Consider the following 19,977-nt stretch of genomic DNA (forward strand, 5'->3'; position numbering starts at 1 on the left):
AAAGGCTGACCGGTAGAACAGACAGAAAAGGCGCGACCCGTAAACGGCTCCCCCATACATCTACCCCTTTTATTTTTATTTGATGTCACGGTCACACGACGGACAACATGATATTACAGCGCTTTCACTGACTTCACTAATCCTTGCAAGTTATCTTTTGTGAACCGCTTAAAAAACACACTAAAAGACCTTCCCAGAGTAGCAAAAACGCATAGGAGCGCCCTCCCCCGGCGCCCTTGTGCGTAATTTCAATTGCCTGCCCTGTCAGGCGAGCGACTTGCTGACAACTTCGTATACATCCGGTGAGAGGCTAGTGGCCGCCATGATTCGAGCCAATTCAGCTTTCAAAAGCGCCTGCCGGGCAACGTCATACTTGCGCCACCGAGTCAGGGGCGTAAGCAGACGCGCCGCCACCTGCGGATTAAGCGGGTCGAGTTGCAGAATGCGCTCAGCCAGAAAACGATAGCCGGCGCCATCGGCAGCGTGGAAATTGACCAGATTCTGGTTAGCGAAAGCACCGATCACCGCGCGTATCTTGTTCGGGTTACGCACGCTGAATGCGGGGTGTTCGAGTAGCTTTTCCACACGCTCCAGACCACCCGGTAACGCCGCAGCCGCCTGCACGCTAAACCATTGATCCATGACCAGCGGATAATCCTTCCAGCGCTCGGCAAAGTCAGCCAGCGCCGCCTGCTTCTGCTTCTCGAAGTCGGAATTGACCAGACAGACCAGTGCCGCCTGGCGGTCTGTCATATTATTGGCCTCTACATACTGACGAACACAGGCATCAACCGCCTCCTGGGAACCAGTCAGCATCAGGTAGGACAACAGGGTGTTTTTCAGGCTACGACGGGCCATAGATGCCGCATCCGGGCTGTACTCTGCGCCATCCTCCAGCTCCCGATACAAGGGCCACATGACGTCGACCAGGGTATTGGCCAACTCGCTACGCACCCATTCACGCACATGGTGGATCGCATCCACATCAGCCACATCCGAAACTTCGACCATATAAGCCTCGGATGGCAATCTGAGCATCTCAGCGACCATGGCAGGGTCCAGTTCACGATCGGTAAGCACTGCTCGAAATACGTCGCGCAGTCTCTGATCGAGCAATAACGGACGACCCGCCTGATGAATACTGATCATGCCCTGCAGCATTTCCAGAGCCAGTGCCTGCCCCGCCTCCCAGCGATTGAATCCGTCGGGGTCATTCTTGGCCAGAAAGACACGATTATCACGGCTATAGGGATAGGTCATCTTGACCGGGGCCGAGAAACCACGCAGCAAGGATGGCAACGGCTCTTCGGTCAACCCGGTGAAGGTGAACACTTGCTCGGTATCCGCCACGGCCAATACACGTTCAGTACCCACTGGTGCGGTTTCACCTTCAAGCTGAAGCGGCAGTTCGCTCCCCTTGGCATCAAGCAGCGCCATGCGTACCGGAATCACCTGTGGCAGTTTCTCAGTTTGCCCAGGGCTGGGTGGGCAGCTCTGGCGGAACAGCAGACTGAAGGTGCCCGCAGCTGCATCGTAACGACTCTCAACAGCTAATCGAGGTGTCCCCGCCTGACTGTACCAAAGCTTGAATTGACCCAGGTCCGCGTCGTTGGCGTCCTCCATGGCCTTGATAAAGTCATCGCAGGTTACAGCCTGGCCATCGTGGCGTTCAAAATACAGGTCCGACCCCTTACGAAAGCCTCTCTCACCGAGCAATGTATGCAACATACGCACGACTTCTGCGCCCTTCTCGTAAACCGTCAGGGTATAGAAGTTGGAAATCTCGATGAACGAGTCCGGACGCACTGGGTGAGCCATGGGACCAGCGTCTTCGGCAAACTGGTTGGCACGCAGAAAACTCACATTCTCGATACGGCTGACCGTGGGCGAGTTCATGTCGGCGGAAAACTGGGTATCGCGAAATACCGTAAAACCTTCCTTGAGCGACAACTGAAACCAGTCACGGCAGGTGACTCGGTTGCCCGACCAGTTATGGAAATACTCGTGTGCGACTACTGCCTCGACCCGCTGAAAAGCCATATCGGTAGCGGTATCTGGATGCGCCAGCACACAACTGGAGTTGAATATGTTCAACCCCTTGTTCTCCATCGCGCCCATATTGAAGTCGTTGACGGCCACAATCATGAAGATATCCAGATCGTACTCGCGACCATAGACTTCTTCGTCCCAGCGCATGGAGCGTTTGAGGCTATCCATCGCGTGACCGCACTGCTCCTTGTTCTCCGGTTCCACGTAGATGCGCAGGTCGATTTCGCGGCCACTCATGGTCTTGAAACTATCCTGGATCAGACACAGATCCCCAGCCACCAACGCAAACAGATAAGCCGGCTTGGGGAAAGGGTCTTCCCAGGTCACCCAGTGACGCCCATCCTTTTCTTCGCCATTGGCGACCGGATTTCCGTTGGACAGCAGAATAGGATAATCCCTGGAAGCTATCACCGTGGTGGTGAACCGGCTCATCACATCGGGACGATCGAGGTAATAGGTAATTTTTCGAAAACCCTCGGCCTCGCACTGGGTGCAGAACATCTTGCCGGACTGGTACAGGCCTTCGAGCGCAGTATTGTGTTGCGGTTCGATTCGGGTAGTAACAGACACGACAAACTCTGCCTTGGCCGGCGTCAGTGTCAGCGTATCCTCATCCTGCTGGTAGTCGCTGACCTGCAATGGTTGCTCATCCAGCGCCACGCTCACCAGTTCCAGGAGTTGGCCATCAAGCACCAACGCGGGAAGCGAATCAGACGTGAGGCGCTGGTTGCGGCGCATGCTCAAACGGCTGTGAACCAGCGCATGATCCTCGTAGAGTTCGAACGTCAGATGCGTTTCGTCTATCCAGTAGTCAGGCTCCTGGTAGTCCTTGAGATAAATGGTCTTGGGCTGTTCGGTACGCATGCTGCACTCCTCAGTACACACTGACAGACAGTGTGTAGGACGTATACTTACGAATATTGATGACGCCGGTATCAAGCATCAGATATTGACCCTTGATTCCCAGCAAGGTGCCTTCGAGCACCGGATTCTTGTCGAGATTGGCAGACTGGGGCTTGGGACTGTACTCGAGCACCGGATAGCTGATATCGACGACCTCGGCGTCAAGGGGTTGAATGGCCTGGAGCCCGAAACGTGCTTGCAGCTCAAGAAGTCCCTCCTGGGCGCCCTCCAGCAAACGCTCGCGGGCGGCAAGCATGTCAACAGGCTCCGGCTCACCACGCAGCAAGGCTCGCCAGTTGGTCTTGTCGGCAACTTGAGCGCGCAACAGATCCTCAACCAAGCCGGATTGATAGCGGGTGGCCACCCGCAGAATCGGCAGAGCCTGACTCGCGCCCTGATCAATCCATCGGGTCGGGATCTGGGTGGCACGGGTAATGCCGACCTTTAACCCAGACGAGTTCGCCAGATAAACGATGTGATCCGTCATGCAGAACTGTTCACCCCAGGCCGGCTCGCGGCAAGTGCCCTGATCATAATGGCACTTTTCCGGGCTCATGATGCAAGTATCGCAACGCGCCAACTTGATCATGCAGGGATAGCAGAAACCCTGACTGTAGCTTTTCTTGGTGCGCCGCCCGCAATGACTGCAATGGATAGGGCCAAGCGCTTCGATACGCAGGGTTCTGCCCAGCCACTCGTTGACCGGCAATAACTGCTCGCCAATCGAAAGGCTGTATTGCACCGGAACGTCGAGATCCGTCCGGAGCTTGCTGACACTGCCCTCGCCGCTGACTGGATGCATCAATGCAGGGTGTCCGACTTGGTTGAAAACAGGATGTTCGGTACCGTTTTCTTCTCCGATTTGCAGCTCTGCTCGCCCATGAACCCCGTGCGTTCCTCTTCAGGCAGGTTTTCCTGCTCCCAGCCGATCATCGCCTGCATACAGAGCTCTTTCTGCTCCTGGGTCAAACGGCGACCGTCGGGCCATTTGCCGATTTCTACCGCCTGCTTCAGGCTGGCATATACCTCGGGAGTGATATTGCGCAACATCTCGACGAAGGTAGTCATTTCATTCTCCAGAATATTATCTCGACAAACTGAATCGTTGGGCGCCGCCGGCGACCAGACCGGCAGCGCAGCCAATCAGCAAACCGCTCACATGGGCTGCATTGGCAATAGCACCGAAGCCAAGCAGTGTTACCAGACCCGATAGACACAACAACAGCCATACCAGCATCAACACGACCACGCCCCGTGGCAGGTCAAAGTGCACGTTGGGTGCCAGCAACTGGTAAATCCAGCAATACCCCAGCAACCCATATAACACGCCGGAAAGGCCACCGAAAAACGGTTGCCCGCTGAACAGCCACTGCACGCTGTTGGAGACCAGACCAAACAGCAAGGTCAAGCCCAGCAGCCAGAGTGAGCCCGAGCGAAGCTCGATACGACGGCCCAACTCCCAGTACCAGAGCGCATTGAATGCCAGGTGCATCAGGCCAAAATGCAGGAATATCGGCGTAATCAGCCTCCACCACTGGCCAAGATCGACCTGGCTGGCCATGTACTCGGCATTCTCAGGCGGCACGATAGTGAACAGAACCACGCCTTCGACCTGGCTACCAAGACCGGTTATCAAGGCTACCACGGCGGTGACCAACAGAACGCCCAGGGTGAGTGGTATCCCCTTGACCGTTTGCACCCAACTTGCGTTGACGCCAGCTCGTCGATTCCGCACAGCGGGTCGGGACTCAACCGTTTCGGGAACGCCATCAGTGTAACAATCACGAGCGATACGTGCGCCCGCCTCATCGACGGTCCAGACAACCTGCTGGTTATCCTCCTCGGTAACGCGGTGAATCACTCCCTGACTGCGCAAGTATCGGGTAAAGCTGGAAAGGTCTTCCTCCAGCGGGCACTGCAAGGCGCGGTACATGTTTACCTCTTCAATTTGCTACGGCAATCGTCGGACTCTGATCATGCCAGTTTGGGCACGTCTACCCATACGAAATGGTCACGTTCCAGCCGGCGCTCACCGTCCCAGCGATAGGCAACCAGCTTGCCATACTTGACCGCACTGTAGTCCAGGCAAGCCAGATTGGGCCTTAACGGATGCGGGTCGCCCTGCTGCCAGTAGTGGCCAACGAACAGGATGGGCTCGTCGCCACCGTAAATAAGCAGCTCAGCTTTCTGACTATCGGTCAGCGGCCGAGTTGCGACCTCCTCGGGCAGCGCGTCTGGCTGGAATACCAGATCCCCATAGGTCTGAGGATTTTCTTCCCAGAACTTGGTACGAAAGGTATGTCTTACCAGCCCATCCTTGCTGATCATGGTGCCACCGTGGGGCAGACGCATTTCGCTGCCACGCAGCAAACGCTCAAGCACCTGGGATGCAAATCCGCCATATTCTACTGCTGATTCGAGAAACTCCCGGTCGATTCGGCCATCGGGGTATTGCGCAGCAAAAGGCTCGATCAAACTTACGTCCCAGCAGGCATGTACCAACCTGATTTCACCCAGGTCGAGAAAAAGCGGTAAACGGTAGAACCACTCGAGATAATAGGCCCACTCGTCGGGCCATGGAGCCATCTGCTCGAGGGTCGCCGCCAGTTGCCGGCGGCTACGCTCGGTATGCTCTCGAATGTACTGCTTGCCGCTACCAGCTGGAGCTGGTGTTTCCCAGGCCAGCGCATTGATTTCATGGTTTCCCATGATGCATTGAGCACTTCCCCCCTCGACCATGTCGTGTACCAGGCGTAAGGACTCCCGTATACGCGGCCCCCGGTCGATAATATCGCCAAGAAACAAAGCCTGACGCTGCGGATGCCGCCAGACACCCTGTTGCGGGGAGTAGCCCATCTTTTCCAGCAGAGTTTCGAGGGTATGCGCGCAACCGTGGATGTCACCAATGACATCATAGCCAGGGCCGCTATGCGCAATCACGTGGGTCATTGATCAGTCAACCTGCTGCTCCAACCGAGCTTGCTACGGCAGATGGCGTAAAAATTGTGATCAAGTGGATGAATCAGTCGCAGCTTCTGCGGCTTCTTGCGAATGGTGATCGAATCCCCCGGCGCACAGGCGACATGCACTTGACCATCGCAGCTGATTTGAGGATATATGCCGTTTTGCTTGGAAATGACAATCTTCAGCTCGCTCCCGGCATCGACAACAATAGGACGACTCGACAGGGTGTGGGGATGCATGGGCACCAGAACCATCGCATCAAGCTTGGGATGCATGATCGGGCCACCCGCAGAAAGTGCATAGGCTGTAGAACCGGTCGGCGTGGCGACTATCAACCCATCGGATTTCTGACTGTAGACAAACTGCCCGTCAACAAACAGCTCGAACTCGATCATCCGAGCCGACTTGCCCGGATGCAAGACCACTTCATTGAGCGCTTCGCTGGTGCCCAATTGCTCTTCATCACGGCGCACGAAGGCATCCAGCAGAAAACGGCTTTCCACCATGTAGCGGCCGGCCAGTACCTCACCAACCCGCATTTCCAGCTCATCCGGGGAAATATCGGTGAGAAAACCCAGCCCGCCGCGATTCACACCCAGCACCGGCACGTTGAAGCGACACAGGGCGCGGGCCGCACCCAGCAGGCTACCATCGCCACCGACAACAATTACCAGATCGCAAACCTCACCCATCATCTTGCGCGAGCAGACCTGCAGATCATGTCCCGGCAACAGATCAGCCACGGTATCCTCGAGAATAACGGTGTGACCGCTGTCGATCAGGAAGCGCTTCAGGCGCTTGAGGGTTTCAACTACCCTGCCGCTGCCCAGCCGCCCAATCAAACCAATGTTGCGGAACTGATCCATACCACCTCTCTGTCATGCCATTTTCAGTCAGGCACGATTATCCGCAGCCAGCGGGGCGCTGGCAAATGCGCTGTAGTAAAGGGAGGTGTCAGTCGGCGTCGCTGGCCGACCGAGTCTGCAACTTGGACAGGTCACGTTTGAGGGTAATATTGATTTTCTGTTGCAGCGCGAGCTCGTTCTTGATGTCGTGAAGCTCGCCCTGAACGATGGCCAGATGATCCTGGTGGCGCTGGCGTTCGGCAGCCAACTCCACTTCACGTAGCTGACGCAGTTCGTCGAGCTGACGTTTCAGATCGCTGACCTGTTGCTTATAAACTGCCTGCTGTTCGTCGGCGGCCGCCACCTTGGCCTCTTGCACTGCCGTAGCCTGCGCTGCTTTATGTTGCTCCTGTTCGGAGGGCTGACCGCCTACCCGCGCCTGCGGGCTGATCACATTGCCGCCACCATACCAGGCATCCTCCGCGGCCATTTGCAGATGTTCCGGCTGGATAATCGCGAACGCCTCTCGATCATCGCCCAGTATGCCCAGCGTATTGCGGGTCACCGCTTCCTTGATCATCAACAGATCAGATTTACCCTCCCTCTGCGCGGGCTTCCACAAGTTCGGCTTGAATTTATTGTCGACGCAAAAGCCCAGGCAAGCCAGACGAATCGGACCACCGCCCATGTCCGGACCCCGTCCGGCCTTCTCGGCCATGGAACGCAGGGGCATATTCCAGAGGGGGCTGATATGGCCGTCAAGATCAAAATCCACAGTAAAGAATACCGCCGCACGTACATATAAACGCGTATTGATCTGTATGAAGGCCGCCTCAATGGTTTCGTCGGCAAATTCCGGAGTAGCCACCATGCCGTCGAGCAATGCTTCGAATTCGGCATAAAGCATCTGCTTGGCAATCCCTCGTTCCGAAAAGAACAGGACAGCCTCTGTCAGCAACGGTTTGTGCGTAGTGTTCATGAATGTCTCCGTACCGCCCCCAGCCCATATAATTAATGAACTTTGCGCTTTTTTTGCGACGATTGCACTTGATGGAGGAACCAACGGGGAAATGTAACCGAGGATTGTGACGAATTTGGCAGTAGGTAAACACAAAGGGCGCGGCGGGAGCCGCGCCCAGGAGAAATCAGATTGCTGCGGCCAGACGCGAGCCCTGGTCTATAGCACGCTTGGCATCGAGTTCGGCAGCGACATCCGCGCCACCCACCAGGTGCACCGGCTTACCCGCCGACTCCAGGCCTGCCTGCAATTCGCGCAGGGGATCCTGACCGGCGCAGACAATAATATTATCTACCGCCAATACCTGAGGCTCGCCCTCAGCAACACTGACGTGCAGCCCTTCATCGTCGATTTTCAGATACTGCACAGCGTTGAGCATTTTCACCTGACGACTCTTGAGTCCGGCACGATGAATCCAGCCAGTAGTCTTGCCTAGTCCATCGCCCACCTTGCTGGTCTTGCGTTGCAGCAGGAACACTTCTCGAGCCGGCGGATGCGGATGCGGCTCCACGCCAGCGATACCACCACGCGCCTCGATGGCTGGATCAATACCCCACTCTTCCCAGAACAAATCATTGTCCAGGCTGGCACTTTCCCCTTGCTGGGTAAGAAATTCCGAGACATCAAAGCCGATACCACCTGCGCCTATCACTGCCACCCGCTTACCGACCTCACGCCGCTGCATGATGGTATCCAGATAACCCACTACCTTGGGATGATCGATACCGGGAATATCCGGAGACCGGGGGACTACACCGGTGGCCAGGATCACCTCATCGAACTCGGCCAGATCCTCTACGCTCGCGCGCTTGCCAAGCACCAGACGCACACCATACTTGGTAATCATCCGGTTGTAATAACGCAGGGTCTCGTAGAATTCTTCCTTGCCGGGAATACGCTTGGCAATATTGAACTGGCCGCCAATCTCATCCCCAGCGTCAAACAGAGTGACCTCATGGCCACGTTGCGCTGCTACTGTGGCAGCCGAGAGACCGCCGGGACCGGCTCCTACCACAGCAATCTTTTTCACCTGAGTAACCGGAAGATAGTTCAGCTCGGTCTCATGGCAGGCGCGTGGATTAACCAGACAGCTGGTCAGCTTTCCGCCAAAGGTGTGATCCAGGCAGGCCTGATTGCAGCCGATACAGGTGTTGATCTCTTCTGCCAGGCCGTCCGCTGCCTTGTTGACGAACTCTGGATCGGCGAGAAAAGGACGGGCCATGGAAACCATATCCGCATCACCTTCAGCCAGTACCTGCTCCGCCACTTCCGGAGTATTGATCCGGTTGGTGGTAACCAGCGGAATACCCACCTCGCCTTTTAGCTTGGCCGTTACCTTGGTGAACGCGGCGCGTGGCACCTTGGTGGCAATGGTCGGAATACGCGCTTCGTGCCAACCGATACCGGTATTGATGATGGTCGCACCAGCCTTCTCGATTGCCTTGGCCAACATCACCACTTCATCCCAGGTACTGCCGCCTTCGATCAGATCGAGCATAGACAGGCGATAAATAATGATGAAATTGGCGCCTACGCCCTCACGAACTCGACGCACGATTTCCACCGGCAGGCGCATACGGTTTTCGTAGCTCCCACCCCACCGGTCGGTGCGCTGATTTACGTGCTTGACCAGAAACTGGTTAATGAAATACCCCTCTGAACCCATGATTTCTACGCCGTCATAACCTGCGGACTGCGCAAGTTGCGAACAGGTAACAAAATCCTGGATCTGCTTCTCGATGCCGTCTTCGTCCAGTTCCTTGGGCGTAAAGGGGTTGATCGGCGCCTTGACCGCGCTCGCCGATACCTGTTTCGGGCTGTATGCATAGCGTCCAGCGTGCAGGATCTGCATGCAGATCTTGCCACCTGCCTCATGTACCGCTCGGGTTACAACCTTGTGGTGTTCAGCTTCTTCCGGGGTCGTCATCTTGGCAGCGCCGTGGGCAACACTGCCCTCCTCGTTCGGCCCGATGCCACCGGTCACGATCAGTCCAACACCGCCGCGCGCGCGCTCAGCAAAGTAAGCAGCCATGCGCTCGAACCCATGGGGTCTTTCCTCCAGCCCCGTATGCATCGAACCCATCAGGGTGCGATTGCGCAAAGTAGTGAATCCCAGGTCCAGCGGGGCCAGCAAATGCGGGTAAAGCGCGTGTTCGGTCATGGTCTTGCTCCGGTCATGTCTTCATCAGGAGGTGACCGGATACGCGCCCGGTCTTTATCTGTGGCAAGACAATAGGCCCAGGGGCGACGACGCTCAATCACTCTGAATGACATTTGTATAACTTTGGATTACATTAGCGAGCACGCTGCTCAGCCTTTCAATCTAAGGAGGATCCTGTCTTGAAGCTGGGAGATCTATCGGTTGGCTATCTATACAGTCTGCGGGCCGCACTGCATAACCTTGGCCATGATGTCGACCCCCTCCTGCAACGCTTTCGTATCACCCCGGAGACACTCTCTACGCCCCAGGCCCGGATCAGCATTGCACGCTTCATGCGGCTGGGTAATGCTGCTATTGCCCTGAGTGGCCGAGCTGATATCGGGCTGCTCATGGGAGAGCACAGTCGAGCCAGCCACCTGGGCCTGGCCGGGCTGACCGCCCAGTGTGCAATGAACCTGCACCGGGCTTTCGACACCCTGGTGCGCTTTGAGCGCCTCTCGAGCCAGAATTATCGCGGCCATTCCAGCTTTGACGCACCCGCGCTGCGCTTCTATTCCATCAGCCCCTACAACGCTTTTAATCTTTTCGTGGTTGACTCGGCCCTGTCGTCACGTGCGCGGCTGGGCAAGCAATTGACCGGCGGCGAAGCAAGACTGGAGGCCGTTCACATCGAGTTTCCCGCGCCGGCCTACGCCGAATCCTACGAACAGGTTTTCAAATGCCCGGTACTGTTCGGCCAGGAGCATAATCAACTGATATGGCAACCGGCGAGCCTGGAGCGGTCGCTGGATCAGGCCGCGCCAGCCACATTCAATCACCTGCAATCGCTGTGTGAGGCGCACCTGCAGGAGCTGGGTCGCTACCGCCGACTTCGTGAGCGTGTCGAGGAAATAGTCTCTCCTCAGTTACATCAACAACTGCCTGGACTGAGTGATGTTGCCCGTGAGTTGGGCATGGCGTCGTGGACCCTGCGGCGCAAATTACAGCAGCAGGAAAATACGCGTTTTCAGGACATCATTGACGACACCAGGCGTGACCTCGCATTAAGCTACGTGCGCGATACGGAGCTTGCTCTCGGAGAGATTGCCTTTTTGCTCGGTTTCTCTTCCCCAGGGGCTTTTCAAAGGGCATTCAAACGCTGGACGGCACAACCTCCCGGGCAATTCCGCAGAGAGCAGCGTCAGATGAGAAGTTGAAATTGAAGACCTACCGGTAAGGGATAACCGGTTTTACTATCGTAGCCAGCCGAGATAGCTGACCGGGGAGATTCAGCCGAAGCCTTTACATCTCTTCGGCGTCATCAGCTTCCTGATCCCATTCCTGGGCGCGTTTCTCCATGAGTTCCTCTACATAATCGTTCATGCTTTTTCCCCTTGTTCGATTAGATGCATGTCAGGCAAACCGGACATGAATTGACCCTAATTGCCCTACGTTACAATCAGATGAAGCCGATATGGAAAAGTTCAGGGAATGCGAAAAATATCCGCACCTGGAGGGTGCCTGCACCCAGATCCTGCACCAAAACAGAGCGTCAGACGCGGCGAGAGGACAATGACAGTGCGGCCAAAGTTGTCACGGCCGCGCCTTGGCGGTTTTACCAGCCAGCAGGTCGGCATAGTTCAACAGGGTCTGGGCCACATCCGGAAGCCGCTGACTACGCTCCATGGCGGCCTTCTGTAACATTCGATAAGCCTCCTCCTCCCCCAGCCCATGCTGCAGCATCAACAGGCGCTTGGCCCGGTCAACGAGCTTGCGCTCGTTCAGGGAGCGTCGCGCCTCATCAAGCTGAACACTGAGCTCCTGAAGCCTGAGCGTCTGCTCGTGCAGCACGTCCAGAACCGAGCGATTAAGCTGACAGCCAATGCTGTCTGGCGGCAAGCTATCCATATCCGAGGCCTGCACATTAAATAGGCGAGTAGCTGGGGGCTGCGTATCGGTAGCCATGCCCGCAAGCCGGCCTAACATGGCGCGGTGGTTATCCAGGTCAGCCTGCGCCTGAAGCGTTTTTTCCCGGCACAGGTCCTGCAACTGGTCGGTCATCAGGTCTTCAAGCTGCTTCATCACATCAATACGCCGGCTGGTCAGATCGAACCACAGATCGCCCAGGGCACCGCCTATTTTCGCTCCCCCGGAGGAACGCGATGCGACCTGGCGCAATCGGCCTATTTCACTCACCAATTCATCGGTACACAGGCTATTCCAGGCTTTCAGCAGCTCCGGCGCAGCGTACTCTCGAAAGCTCTCAAAGCAGCGCTTCTGGGCCTCGCCGAGATAGTTCATGCGCTCAAGCTGCTCAGTATCAAACTGCCCAGCCGAGAAACCGGCAACGCCCGTGGCGCGCTCCTGGCCGGCCAACTCCTTGCCTTGCATAAAGTTGAACAGAGCCACCAGATTGCGGGTGATGTCAGGATCAACCGCCGTATCGGCCGCTTCAAAGACTACACTCAGCAAGCCCCCGATAGGCCGGGTAAAGGCCTGAGTAGACTCAAGCGGGGTCAACTCCTGGGCGCGGATGCGTCTTCGTAACTCCGGGAATCCCTCCATACAATGCAGCACGTAGGCGATACGGTTGAACAGCCGCGCCTTGTCTGCACCGCAACTGGAATCTAGATCCATGCGTCCGAAGCAGTCATTCATCAGCTGTTCCATCGCCACACTGTCGGCAGTCAATTGATCCAGACCGCTGCGATAACGCTGCTCATGACTGCCAAGAAAGATATTCGAAAAACCGCGCTCGCGCTGCAGCGCATGGACCAGAAGACTGACACCCGCGACAAGCTCACATGTCAACTCCAGCGCGCGCAAACCATGCATCTCGCTGCGCCTGGCGGCGAGCGTGAAATCCAGTGCGGTAGACATGGCTGCACTCCCTGTTTGCAAGCTTTTTGCGAGTCAACTTGTTTGCCAAGCGGACAGGCTCCGACATACCTTAGTGAAGCAATACTTGTGCCGTAACTGGCAGTTTACTGAGTAATCGCCGCTAGGCGTCTGGTTAGCGTGGGCCGAGAATATAGAAGCGCGAGCCCTCTCCCAATGCCTTGTAGGGATCGGCGATGCGCGAACGTAGTAGTGTCCGGGAACCAGACCGGGCCTGCGCGATCTGCTCCCATAACTGCTTGCGCAGGGCCAACTTAATAGCCAGCAGTTCAGCATCGATCTGCTCATGCTTATGGTCTCGCAGGGCCAGCTCTTCAGCCTTGAGCAGGGCGTAATCAGTCACCACTATGGTTCCTGCGGCAGTAATAAAGGCTACTCCTCCAGCGACCAGGGCGCCTGGGCCACTAGGGGCAGCCACGGCAGCTGCGCTGCCGCCAGCGCTTATCGCTATGGCAATACGCGGGGCCAGACGCACTGCAAAACCCGCCATTACGCGTCGTGCTCCCTGTACTGCGGACAGGCTCATTAACCGGGGTACCAAGGCCCGTCGTGCCAGCAACGCAAAAGTCCCCGCCCCAGCTACCAGGGACGCGCGCGAGCTGACCTGCCAGCGCGACAGATCTTCCTCGCTAGGCTGAAAGGCCAATGTCAGGGCGCGATCGATATCAAGGGTATGCTCGATCTCCGGCGCCGTCCCTGCAAAGGAGCTTTGGCGATCTGTGTACAGACTCCACAACTGCGAGCGCAGTCCCTGATCCTGTGCTGCGTGCACACGCTGCAACTCGGCACTCATGGTTGATTCGAGCTTACGGAAACGGGCACCAAGACCCGAATTGTCAATCAGCTCGGAGCTCATGCGTTGCTGCAGGTACTCATCCAGATCACCGCTGACGGCATGGAACAATCGACCGTAGGAACCCGGCATCGAGTAGTACCAGTCCAGGTAGCCCGGTACCGCCTGGTGAGCCATGGCAAAGCTCTCATCAAGCCAGCGCCCTAGCCATTGCTGCATATGCAATTCAATCGACTCGGAATACTGATCACCCAGGCGCGTCAAGTCAGCATTGAACGCCGTCAGGGTCTGCCCATCGAGTAGCAGTTGCTGATTATTGATCAGCACCGCAAATAACTGATTATCTGTGGCACGTTGCTGTAGATAGCGCACCCCAGCAGTCAAGGCGACGAATAGCAGGCTAATGAGCACAATGGTCATCAGCAGCGTACGCGCAGGTCGGGACTTGCCTGATGTCATGTGCAGTCCTCCTTTGGGGCGGGCTAGTCAGTAGCCATTGTGATGCGTTCACGCAGTGTGGCAACCCCTACCAGCAGCCTGGTCCAGGCCCAGATAAAGGCCCCGCCACCAAGCAACAGTAGACTCCATGCCAATACGCCCAGCGTACCACCGGTATCCCGGTCACCCAGCGCATTCTGTAGGGACCACTGCAAGGTGATATCGAAAAGCTGATAGCTACGCTGCAACAGGGAAAGCAGAGTCAGGTTGCTATGTTCAGTTGGCAGGTTGACGGACAATGCCTGAGCAAGCCCCATACCGCGCATATCCGGCTGGGACAGATTCAACATCACCAGCAAGTAGCCCAGTACCAGCACTCCGGCAGCTATCGGCACAAGTAGGCGTCGCGCGAGCACAGTGCGCAACTGCGGCTTAGCATGATCGCGCAGGCCCTTTGCCAGGCCAGCTTCCAGCAGCCATAAAAGCGGCAGGGAGGACGCCAGCAAAAGCCATAATACGGATTCAAGTTGCAGCAGTCTGACCAGCATGAACAAGGCCAGCAGAACTGCCCACGATAGATGCCAGAACAGCATCAGCAGACCGCCGTGCAACCACCTAACCCACCAAGACCCTGGCAGTAGGTACTGTTCCAACCAGGCCCTGCGCCGCAATCGTGCAGCCTCAAGACTACTGCTTAGAATCAACCAGCTGGCGAGCATCCATAACGGCAAGAATAGCCAGCCTTGCAACGGATCAGATAACAGCGTCCAGCCTGAAAAGATAATGATCAGCAGGCCGCGCAACCCGGTCAGCATAACGTGCGCCAGTACTGCCGACACCCCTCGGCACCTTCATATGTCTCGCAACTGAAACAGGCACGCCAGGAAAAGGCGGCAAAAAGAAACAAAATGGACAAAATGCCCCGCCTCCTATCGACCCTTGTCAAGGGAAGAGTTATAACAGATTTTGACATAGAGCCACCCATCGAGGTCCTCATGAGCAATGACGTTAATGCACTGGCAGTTGCCAGTCATCTCTCTCGCTTGACTCGTGCATTATCAATTGAGCCAGACGATCAGTTGATTCTCGATCAGGTTGTCGAGTCAGCAATGGACTTGCTGAACAGTGATGGCGGCACCTTGTATACCTTCAAGGATGGCATGTTGCACTTCAATGTATTGCGTAATCGCAGTCTTGACCTACTCAACGAGAACACGGACGTACCTCCCATTCCTCTGCACGACGAAAACGGTAATCTCTCCGATCTGGTAGTCGTTCACACCCTGGCAGACCAGTGCACCATCAACGTCCAGGATGCCTATCAGGATCAGCGTTTTGATTTTTCCGGTACCCGTCGCTTTGACAAGCAATTTGGCTACCACTCCAAATCCTTTCTCTGTGTGCCACTTAAGGATCATGAGGATCAGGTCATTGGTGTTCTGCAACTGATCAACGCCCTGGATAGCCAGGGACAGGTCATTCCCTTTCACGCAGAACACCAGTTGCTGCTCGAGTCACTGGGCGCCATCGCTGCCACCATACTGACCCAGCGAGAACTGATTGAAGCTCAGAAGAATCTATTCGAGTCCTTCATCAAGCTGATCGCCGAAGCCATCGACCACAAGTCACCCGTCACCGGCCGCCATTGTCAAAAGGTCCCGGAGATTGCCATGTTGCTTGCAAAAACCGTGTGCCTGGCAAAAGAAGGCGAGTACGCGGATTTGAACTTCAGCGAGCAGGAGCTCTACGAGCTGAAGATTGCCGCCTGGCTGCACGACTGCGGCAAGATCACTACCCCCGAATCCATCATCGAGAAGAGTGCCAAGCTGGAAAAGGTATTTGACTGCATGGAGTTGATTGCAAGCCGCGCGCGCGAATACCAACAAGCCCTGTTGATCGAGGTATTACAGGACAGTCAGAGTGATACGGAGGCAATGGCCACCTGCATTGCCCGACAGCAGCAAGTGGAGAATGACCTGGCATTCCTGAGGAAGGTCAATCAGGGCAGTGAGTCTGTTGACCAGGCCGATATCGAGCGCATCCAGACCCTCGGGCAAGTTCAGTGGCGCGACACCAATGGCCAGATCCATAGATTGCTGGACGATGAGCAGGTCCGGAGCCTGTCAATCAGTCGCGGTACTCTGCTGCCGGAGGAAATGCAGATAATGCGTGACCATATCGTGGTAACAAATCGCATGCTCCATTCTCTGCACTACCCGCGCTACCTGCAAAACGTGCCCGATATCGCCGGCAATCACCATGAACATCTTGACGGCAGCGGCTACCCGCGCGGACTCAACGCAGATCAAATGTCTGTGCGTGACCGAGTGATGTGCATCGCCGACATCTTCGAAGCGCTCACCGCGCCAGACAGGCCCTACAAGCAAGGCATGAAGCTATCCCAGGCACTTAGCATAATCGGACGCAATGTAGCCTCTGGAAAGCTCGACGCAGAACTCTTTACCCTCTTCGTGCGCAACGGAACCTATCGCGAATATGCCGAGCAATATATGCCCGCACACCAGATTGACGAGCCTGATTTTGACAATCTGCAAGGACTGCTGCGCTGAAACGAGCTACTTGCTCTGGTGGTCGAAAACACCGTCCCAGTCTGCAGGCAGAGCCGCATTTTCGAGCTGCTTTATGCGTTGCAGGTAAAGCTCCGGTACCCGGTCTCCAGGGCGCTGGAACAAGCACTCGGCAAAGCCCGCATCGGCAGTCTGCCACTGTTGCTGGCGGTAGGCCAAAAGCGCAGCATGATAAACTTCTAACCAGCCCAGATCATCCTCAGTCAAGGCGGCGGTCATCCCCATCGGCTGAAATACGCCAACCGGCTTGGCTTTGCCCTTGACCCTTACCCTGTCGATCTCACGGTAGACATAGCCCGAAGCCTCCTGGGACACCGCTTCACTGACCAGCAACTGTACGCCGTAGTATTTGGTCAAACCCTCCAGTCGAGCTCCAAGATTCACCGTATCGCCCATCACAGTATAGGCCACGCGGAAACTCGAACCCATATTCCCGACACTCATATGCCCGGCGCTCAAGCCTATGCCAATACTCAGGCTAGGCAGACCTTCAGCCTCCAAAGTTTGATTGATGCCGGGCAACGCATCGAGCATGGCTAGCGACGCTTGCAAAGCGTGCCGGGCGTGATCTGGATCGCTCAACGGAGCCCCCCAGAAAGCCATCACTGCATCGCCTATGTATTTGTCAATAGTTCCCTGATGTTGGTGGATGATGGCTGTCATGCCGCTGAGGTACAGATTTATCAGACGAGCCAATCGCGTCGCTGAAAGATTCTCGGAAAGGGAGGTGAAATCCCGTATATCCGAGAAAAGCACCGTCATCTGCCGATTCTCGCCCTCGAGGTGAATAGCCTGTCCGCTCTCTTGCAACTGCCGTACGATCTCTGGCGGAACATACTGGCCAAACACACGAGCCAGGTTGTGACGATGTCGGACCTCGAGAAAAAAACCCGCGGTTTGCAACAACATGAATACCAGCACTATCAGCAACAGCGGCGTGGCAAGGGGCAGCACCCACTGATGCTGGGTGAATGCATAGAGGTTGAAAGTCACCACAACAGCCATCAGAAACAGTGACAGCAGACTTCCCGCCAATACCGAGAGATAGGGCAGCACCAGGGATAACAGCAGCCCACAGAACAGCAGGGCTAGAAGCTCCAGTGACTTGACAAAGTCAGGTTCATACAAAAAACGCTGGTCAAGCATGGCCGAGAGAATATTGGCGTGAACTTCCACTCCCGGGTAGAGGTGCCCCACTGGGGTATTTCGCAAATCCATCAGCCCGCCGGCGGATGTCCCCAGTATGGCAATAGTCCCACTGAGCAGCACGGGGTCCACGGAGCCGTCCAGTATGTCTGAGGCTGAAATGTAGGGAAAGCTGCCAACCTGACCGCGGTATGGAATCAGAACTGCTCCGCGGGGATCCACTGGAATATACAGCCCCGCAGCATCAAGCCCGGTAAGCACCTGATAGCGCCCAGCGATATCTGATTCGACAACGGGCCGAACATCGTTGCTCAGGACCAGCGCCTGCCAGAGCGCCAAAGCAAGTGACGGATAAAAATCACCCTTGTAGTACTGTAGCAACGGTGTGCGCCGATATACGCCATCCAGATCAACCAGCGGATTATCAAAGAATCCAGATTGGGCGTGCCGCGCAAATTCGGGGAGGTTTGCCACAAACCCCTTCGGTCTTGGCACAGGCACACTCTCGGGCAGTTCGCCGTCCAGCAGTATCGGAGCACCCAGTGCGCCCATGTGTACTCTGGCGTCCGTTTGATCGAACATCATGCTCAGCACTACCGGGTGCTCAGCAAGCCGAGTGCCCAGGGCGGCATCGCCTGACATTGCTGCTAGCGCAGCCACTTCTTCCAGACCACCACCACTTTTCAACAACTGCTGAACATCGGCCAGCTCAACCCGCGAATATGGCTCGGAAAACAACACATCGAAGCCCAGCAGAGCGACCTGATATTGATCAAACAAAACGTCTACCAGCTCGGCGACCTTCCCACGCGGCCATGGCCACCGGCCTATACTGGCAAGCGACTTCTCATCAATATCTATAATTACAATCCGCCGATCCAACTGGTCCTGAAGGGTAAAGTTCAAGCGCTGGTCGTACAAGGCCAGTTCAATTTTCTCCAGCAAGGTCGGCCGCTGACCGCTGCCGATAATCAGCAGGAAGACCAAGGTAAGGAACAAGCCCAAGGCGGCAGGAACGGAGTACTGAGCACGCATTGGTCGGCCCTTGTACGGTCACACTGAGGGTGAAACACGCAACCGCATTGTGCTTGACCTGAATGTAGCGGGGGCTCTCCACCAACATCCCCCGCCCCTGATCGTTACTTTCATCGAAACCGTTCTAGCCACCGCCTATACCGTAGCCGCCAGGACCTTCAGGAATTGGCGTTGTCACGTTATCTGTGCCTGTACCTGTCTCTGGAGGAGTGCCGGCATCGTCCATCATTTCGCCTGCTCCGGAGTCACGCAACTCCAAGGCGGGCTGATTGTACGGATTGAATATCCTATCGCTGTCCGCCTCAGGAATTTGAGGCAATCCCGGCATTGTCTGCCCCAATTCATCAGGGGGAGTGCGAGTGATCTCAATGTCACCACTGGACTGTTCGACGAAGAAATAGAAACCAGCAGGTACCTCCTGCTCATTCACCGCACCGGATACCACAATCGCACCATCGACCACTACCCCAGCAAGACCCTCTCTCATTCCCGCCTGCATCGCGCAACTTTGTTGGCACAGCTGCAGCGCATAATGCGTACCGCGAATACCGATAGTGGCAACAACGGTCTTCAAGCTATATTCGCCGCCATTCTTTGGCCCGATCTTGCCGCTCAGGGTCCGCATTCCACCGCGCATCAGCTCGAAAACGGCGCTATCCCCGCTGCCCTCGTCAAACGCATAGTCAATAACTCGAAACTGCGAACCGGGATCCAGGGACACCATACCGCCGTCCGAAAAGTTCAATTGCAGACGACCCTCGGTCTCTGTGACAAGCGTATCTTCATTGAAAAAATGATCTGCACGCTTCAGAGGCCGTTCGACTCCCTGGGCGCTGTACGCAAGGTTGTCACCAATGCTCAGAAGCACTCGACCAGCCGGCTCATCAGCCGCAACCATCAGGGGGCAGAAAGACAGCAGCAATGGAATAATTCTTTTCATCTCTCGCGCTCCTAGAAACCGTATTGCAGCATCAACTCGACCTGCTGCCGTCGGTACTCAAGCAGCTCGGTATTAGAGGTATTATCCTGGAACGAGTAGCTCAACTGCCCAGTCCAGCGCTCGTCCATGCGCCAGCCAAGGTCCAGCTTAAGTTCCAGAAAATCATTGTTAATGGCCAATTAATCTGACCCACCTCTGGCCAACAATTTTGACCCACCCA

General features: G+C 56.1%; 16 protein-coding genes. 2 read left to right on the forward strand and 14 right to left on the reverse strand.

Going from position 1 to position 19,977, the window contains the following annotated elements; translation table 11 throughout:
* Positions 1 to 264: 264 nt before the first annotated feature.
* The 8 genes from pepN to AAC076_RS06050 form a co-directional block, all read right to left on the reverse strand.
* On the reverse strand, positions 265 to 2,913 hold the full coding sequence (pepN, locus tag AAC076_RS06015; RefSeq protein ID WP_339843604.1) for an aminopeptidase N: 2,649 nt from the start codon (positions 2,911 to 2,913) through the stop codon (positions 265 to 267).
* Positions 2,914 to 2,923: 10 nt separating this feature from the next.
* Positions 2,924 to 3,754: a DUF2797 domain-containing protein gene (locus AAC076_RS06020; protein ID WP_339843607.1), complete on the reverse strand. Its 831-nt coding sequence runs from the start codon at positions 3,752 to 3,754 to the stop codon at positions 2,924 to 2,926.
* Positions 3,754 to 4,020: a DUF1315 family protein gene (locus AAC076_RS06025; RefSeq protein WP_339843610.1), complete on the reverse strand. Its 267-nt coding sequence runs from the start codon at positions 4,018 to 4,020 to the stop codon at positions 3,754 to 3,756. The genes AAC076_RS06020 and AAC076_RS06025 overlap by 1 nt, the downstream gene beginning before the upstream one ends.
* Positions 4,021 to 4,036: 16 nt before the next feature.
* Positions 4,037 to 4,885 carry a rhomboid family intramembrane serine protease gene (locus AAC076_RS06030; RefSeq protein WP_339843612.1) on the reverse strand — a complete coding sequence of 283 codons (849 nt, stop codon included), beginning with the start codon at positions 4,883 to 4,885 and terminating at the stop codon, positions 4,037 to 4,039.
* A 41-nt stretch (positions 4,886 to 4,926) separates the two neighbouring features.
* Positions 4,927 to 5,901, reverse strand: a complete 975-nt coding sequence (locus tag AAC076_RS06035) for a metallophosphoesterase (protein ID WP_339843614.1) — start codon at positions 5,899 to 5,901, stop codon at positions 4,927 to 4,929.
* Positions 5,898 to 6,782 carry an NAD(+) kinase gene (locus tag AAC076_RS06040; protein ID WP_339843616.1) on the reverse strand — a complete coding sequence of 295 codons (885 nt, stop codon included), beginning with the start codon at positions 6,780 to 6,782 and terminating at the stop codon, positions 5,898 to 5,900. The genes AAC076_RS06035 and AAC076_RS06040 overlap by 4 nt, the downstream gene beginning before the upstream one ends.
* A gap of 88 nt (positions 6,783 to 6,870) precedes the next feature.
* Positions 6,871 to 7,740, reverse strand: coding sequence for a hypothetical protein (locus AAC076_RS06045; protein WP_339843618.1), 870 nt, complete (start codon positions 7,738 to 7,740; stop codon positions 6,871 to 6,873).
* 166 nt (positions 7,741 to 7,906) lie between these two features.
* Positions 7,907 to 9,940 carry an NADPH-dependent 2,4-dienoyl-CoA reductase gene (locus AAC076_RS06050; protein WP_339843619.1) on the reverse strand — a complete coding sequence of 678 codons (2,034 nt, stop codon included), beginning with the start codon at positions 9,938 to 9,940 and terminating at the stop codon, positions 7,907 to 7,909.
* A gap of 179 nt (positions 9,941 to 10,119) precedes the next feature.
* Between AAC076_RS06050 and AAC076_RS06055 the strand changes: the two genes are divergently transcribed.
* Complete coding sequence (locus AAC076_RS06055; protein ID WP_339843621.1) at positions 10,120 to 11,136, forward strand: AraC family transcriptional regulator; 1,017 nt, start codon at positions 10,120 to 10,122, stop codon at positions 11,134 to 11,136.
* A 376-nt stretch (positions 11,137 to 11,512) separates the two neighbouring features.
* Here the strand turns inward: AAC076_RS06055 and AAC076_RS06060 are convergent, their stop codons facing one another.
* From AAC076_RS06060 to AAC076_RS06070, 3 genes are all read right to left on the reverse strand, one after another.
* Positions 11,513 to 12,799: a nitrate- and nitrite sensing domain-containing protein gene (locus tag AAC076_RS06060; RefSeq protein ID WP_339843623.1), complete on the reverse strand. Its 1,287-nt coding sequence runs from the start codon at positions 12,797 to 12,799 to the stop codon at positions 11,513 to 11,515.
* A 133-nt stretch (positions 12,800 to 12,932) separates the two neighbouring features.
* On the reverse strand, positions 12,933 to 14,069 hold the full coding sequence (locus AAC076_RS06065) for a hypothetical protein (protein ID WP_339843625.1): 1,137 nt from the start codon (positions 14,067 to 14,069) through the stop codon (positions 12,933 to 12,935).
* A 23-nt stretch (positions 14,070 to 14,092) separates the two neighbouring features.
* Entirely contained in the window at positions 14,093 to 14,887 is a 795-nt protein-coding gene (locus tag AAC076_RS06070; RefSeq protein ID WP_339843627.1) for a hypothetical protein, read from the reverse strand.
* A gap of 156 nt (positions 14,888 to 15,043) precedes the next feature.
* Between AAC076_RS06070 and AAC076_RS06075 the strand changes: the two genes are divergently transcribed.
* Positions 15,044 to 16,618, forward strand: coding sequence for an HD domain-containing phosphohydrolase (locus AAC076_RS06075; RefSeq protein ID WP_339843629.1), 1,575 nt, complete (start codon positions 15,044 to 15,046; stop codon positions 16,616 to 16,618).
* Positions 16,619 to 16,624: 6 nt separating this feature from the next.
* On the opposite strand, the gene AAC076_RS06080 is transcribed toward AAC076_RS06075, so the two are convergent.
* From AAC076_RS06080 to AAC076_RS06090, 3 genes are all read right to left on the reverse strand, one after another.
* The gene (locus tag AAC076_RS06080) at positions 16,625 to 18,817 is read right to left on the reverse strand and encodes an adenylate/guanylate cyclase domain-containing protein (protein ID WP_339843631.1); all 2,193 of its coding nucleotides are present in this window, start codon (positions 18,815 to 18,817) and stop codon (positions 16,625 to 16,627) included.
* 124 nt (positions 18,818 to 18,941) lie between these two features.
* Entirely contained in the window at positions 18,942 to 19,757 is an 816-nt protein-coding gene (locus AAC076_RS06085; RefSeq protein ID WP_339843633.1) for a FecR family protein, read from the reverse strand.
* Positions 19,758 to 19,768: 11 nt separating this feature from the next.
* Positions 19,769 to 19,936 carry a hypothetical protein gene (locus tag AAC076_RS06090; RefSeq protein ID WP_339843634.1) on the reverse strand — a complete coding sequence of 56 codons (168 nt, stop codon included), beginning with the start codon at positions 19,934 to 19,936 and terminating at the stop codon, positions 19,769 to 19,771.
* Positions 19,937 to 19,977 lie beyond the last annotated feature (41 nt).

It is taken from the genome of uncultured Halopseudomonas sp. (genome assembly GCF_963977355.1).
Classification (GTDB): Bacteria; Pseudomonadota; Gammaproteobacteria; order Pseudomonadales; family Pseudomonadaceae; genus Halopseudomonas.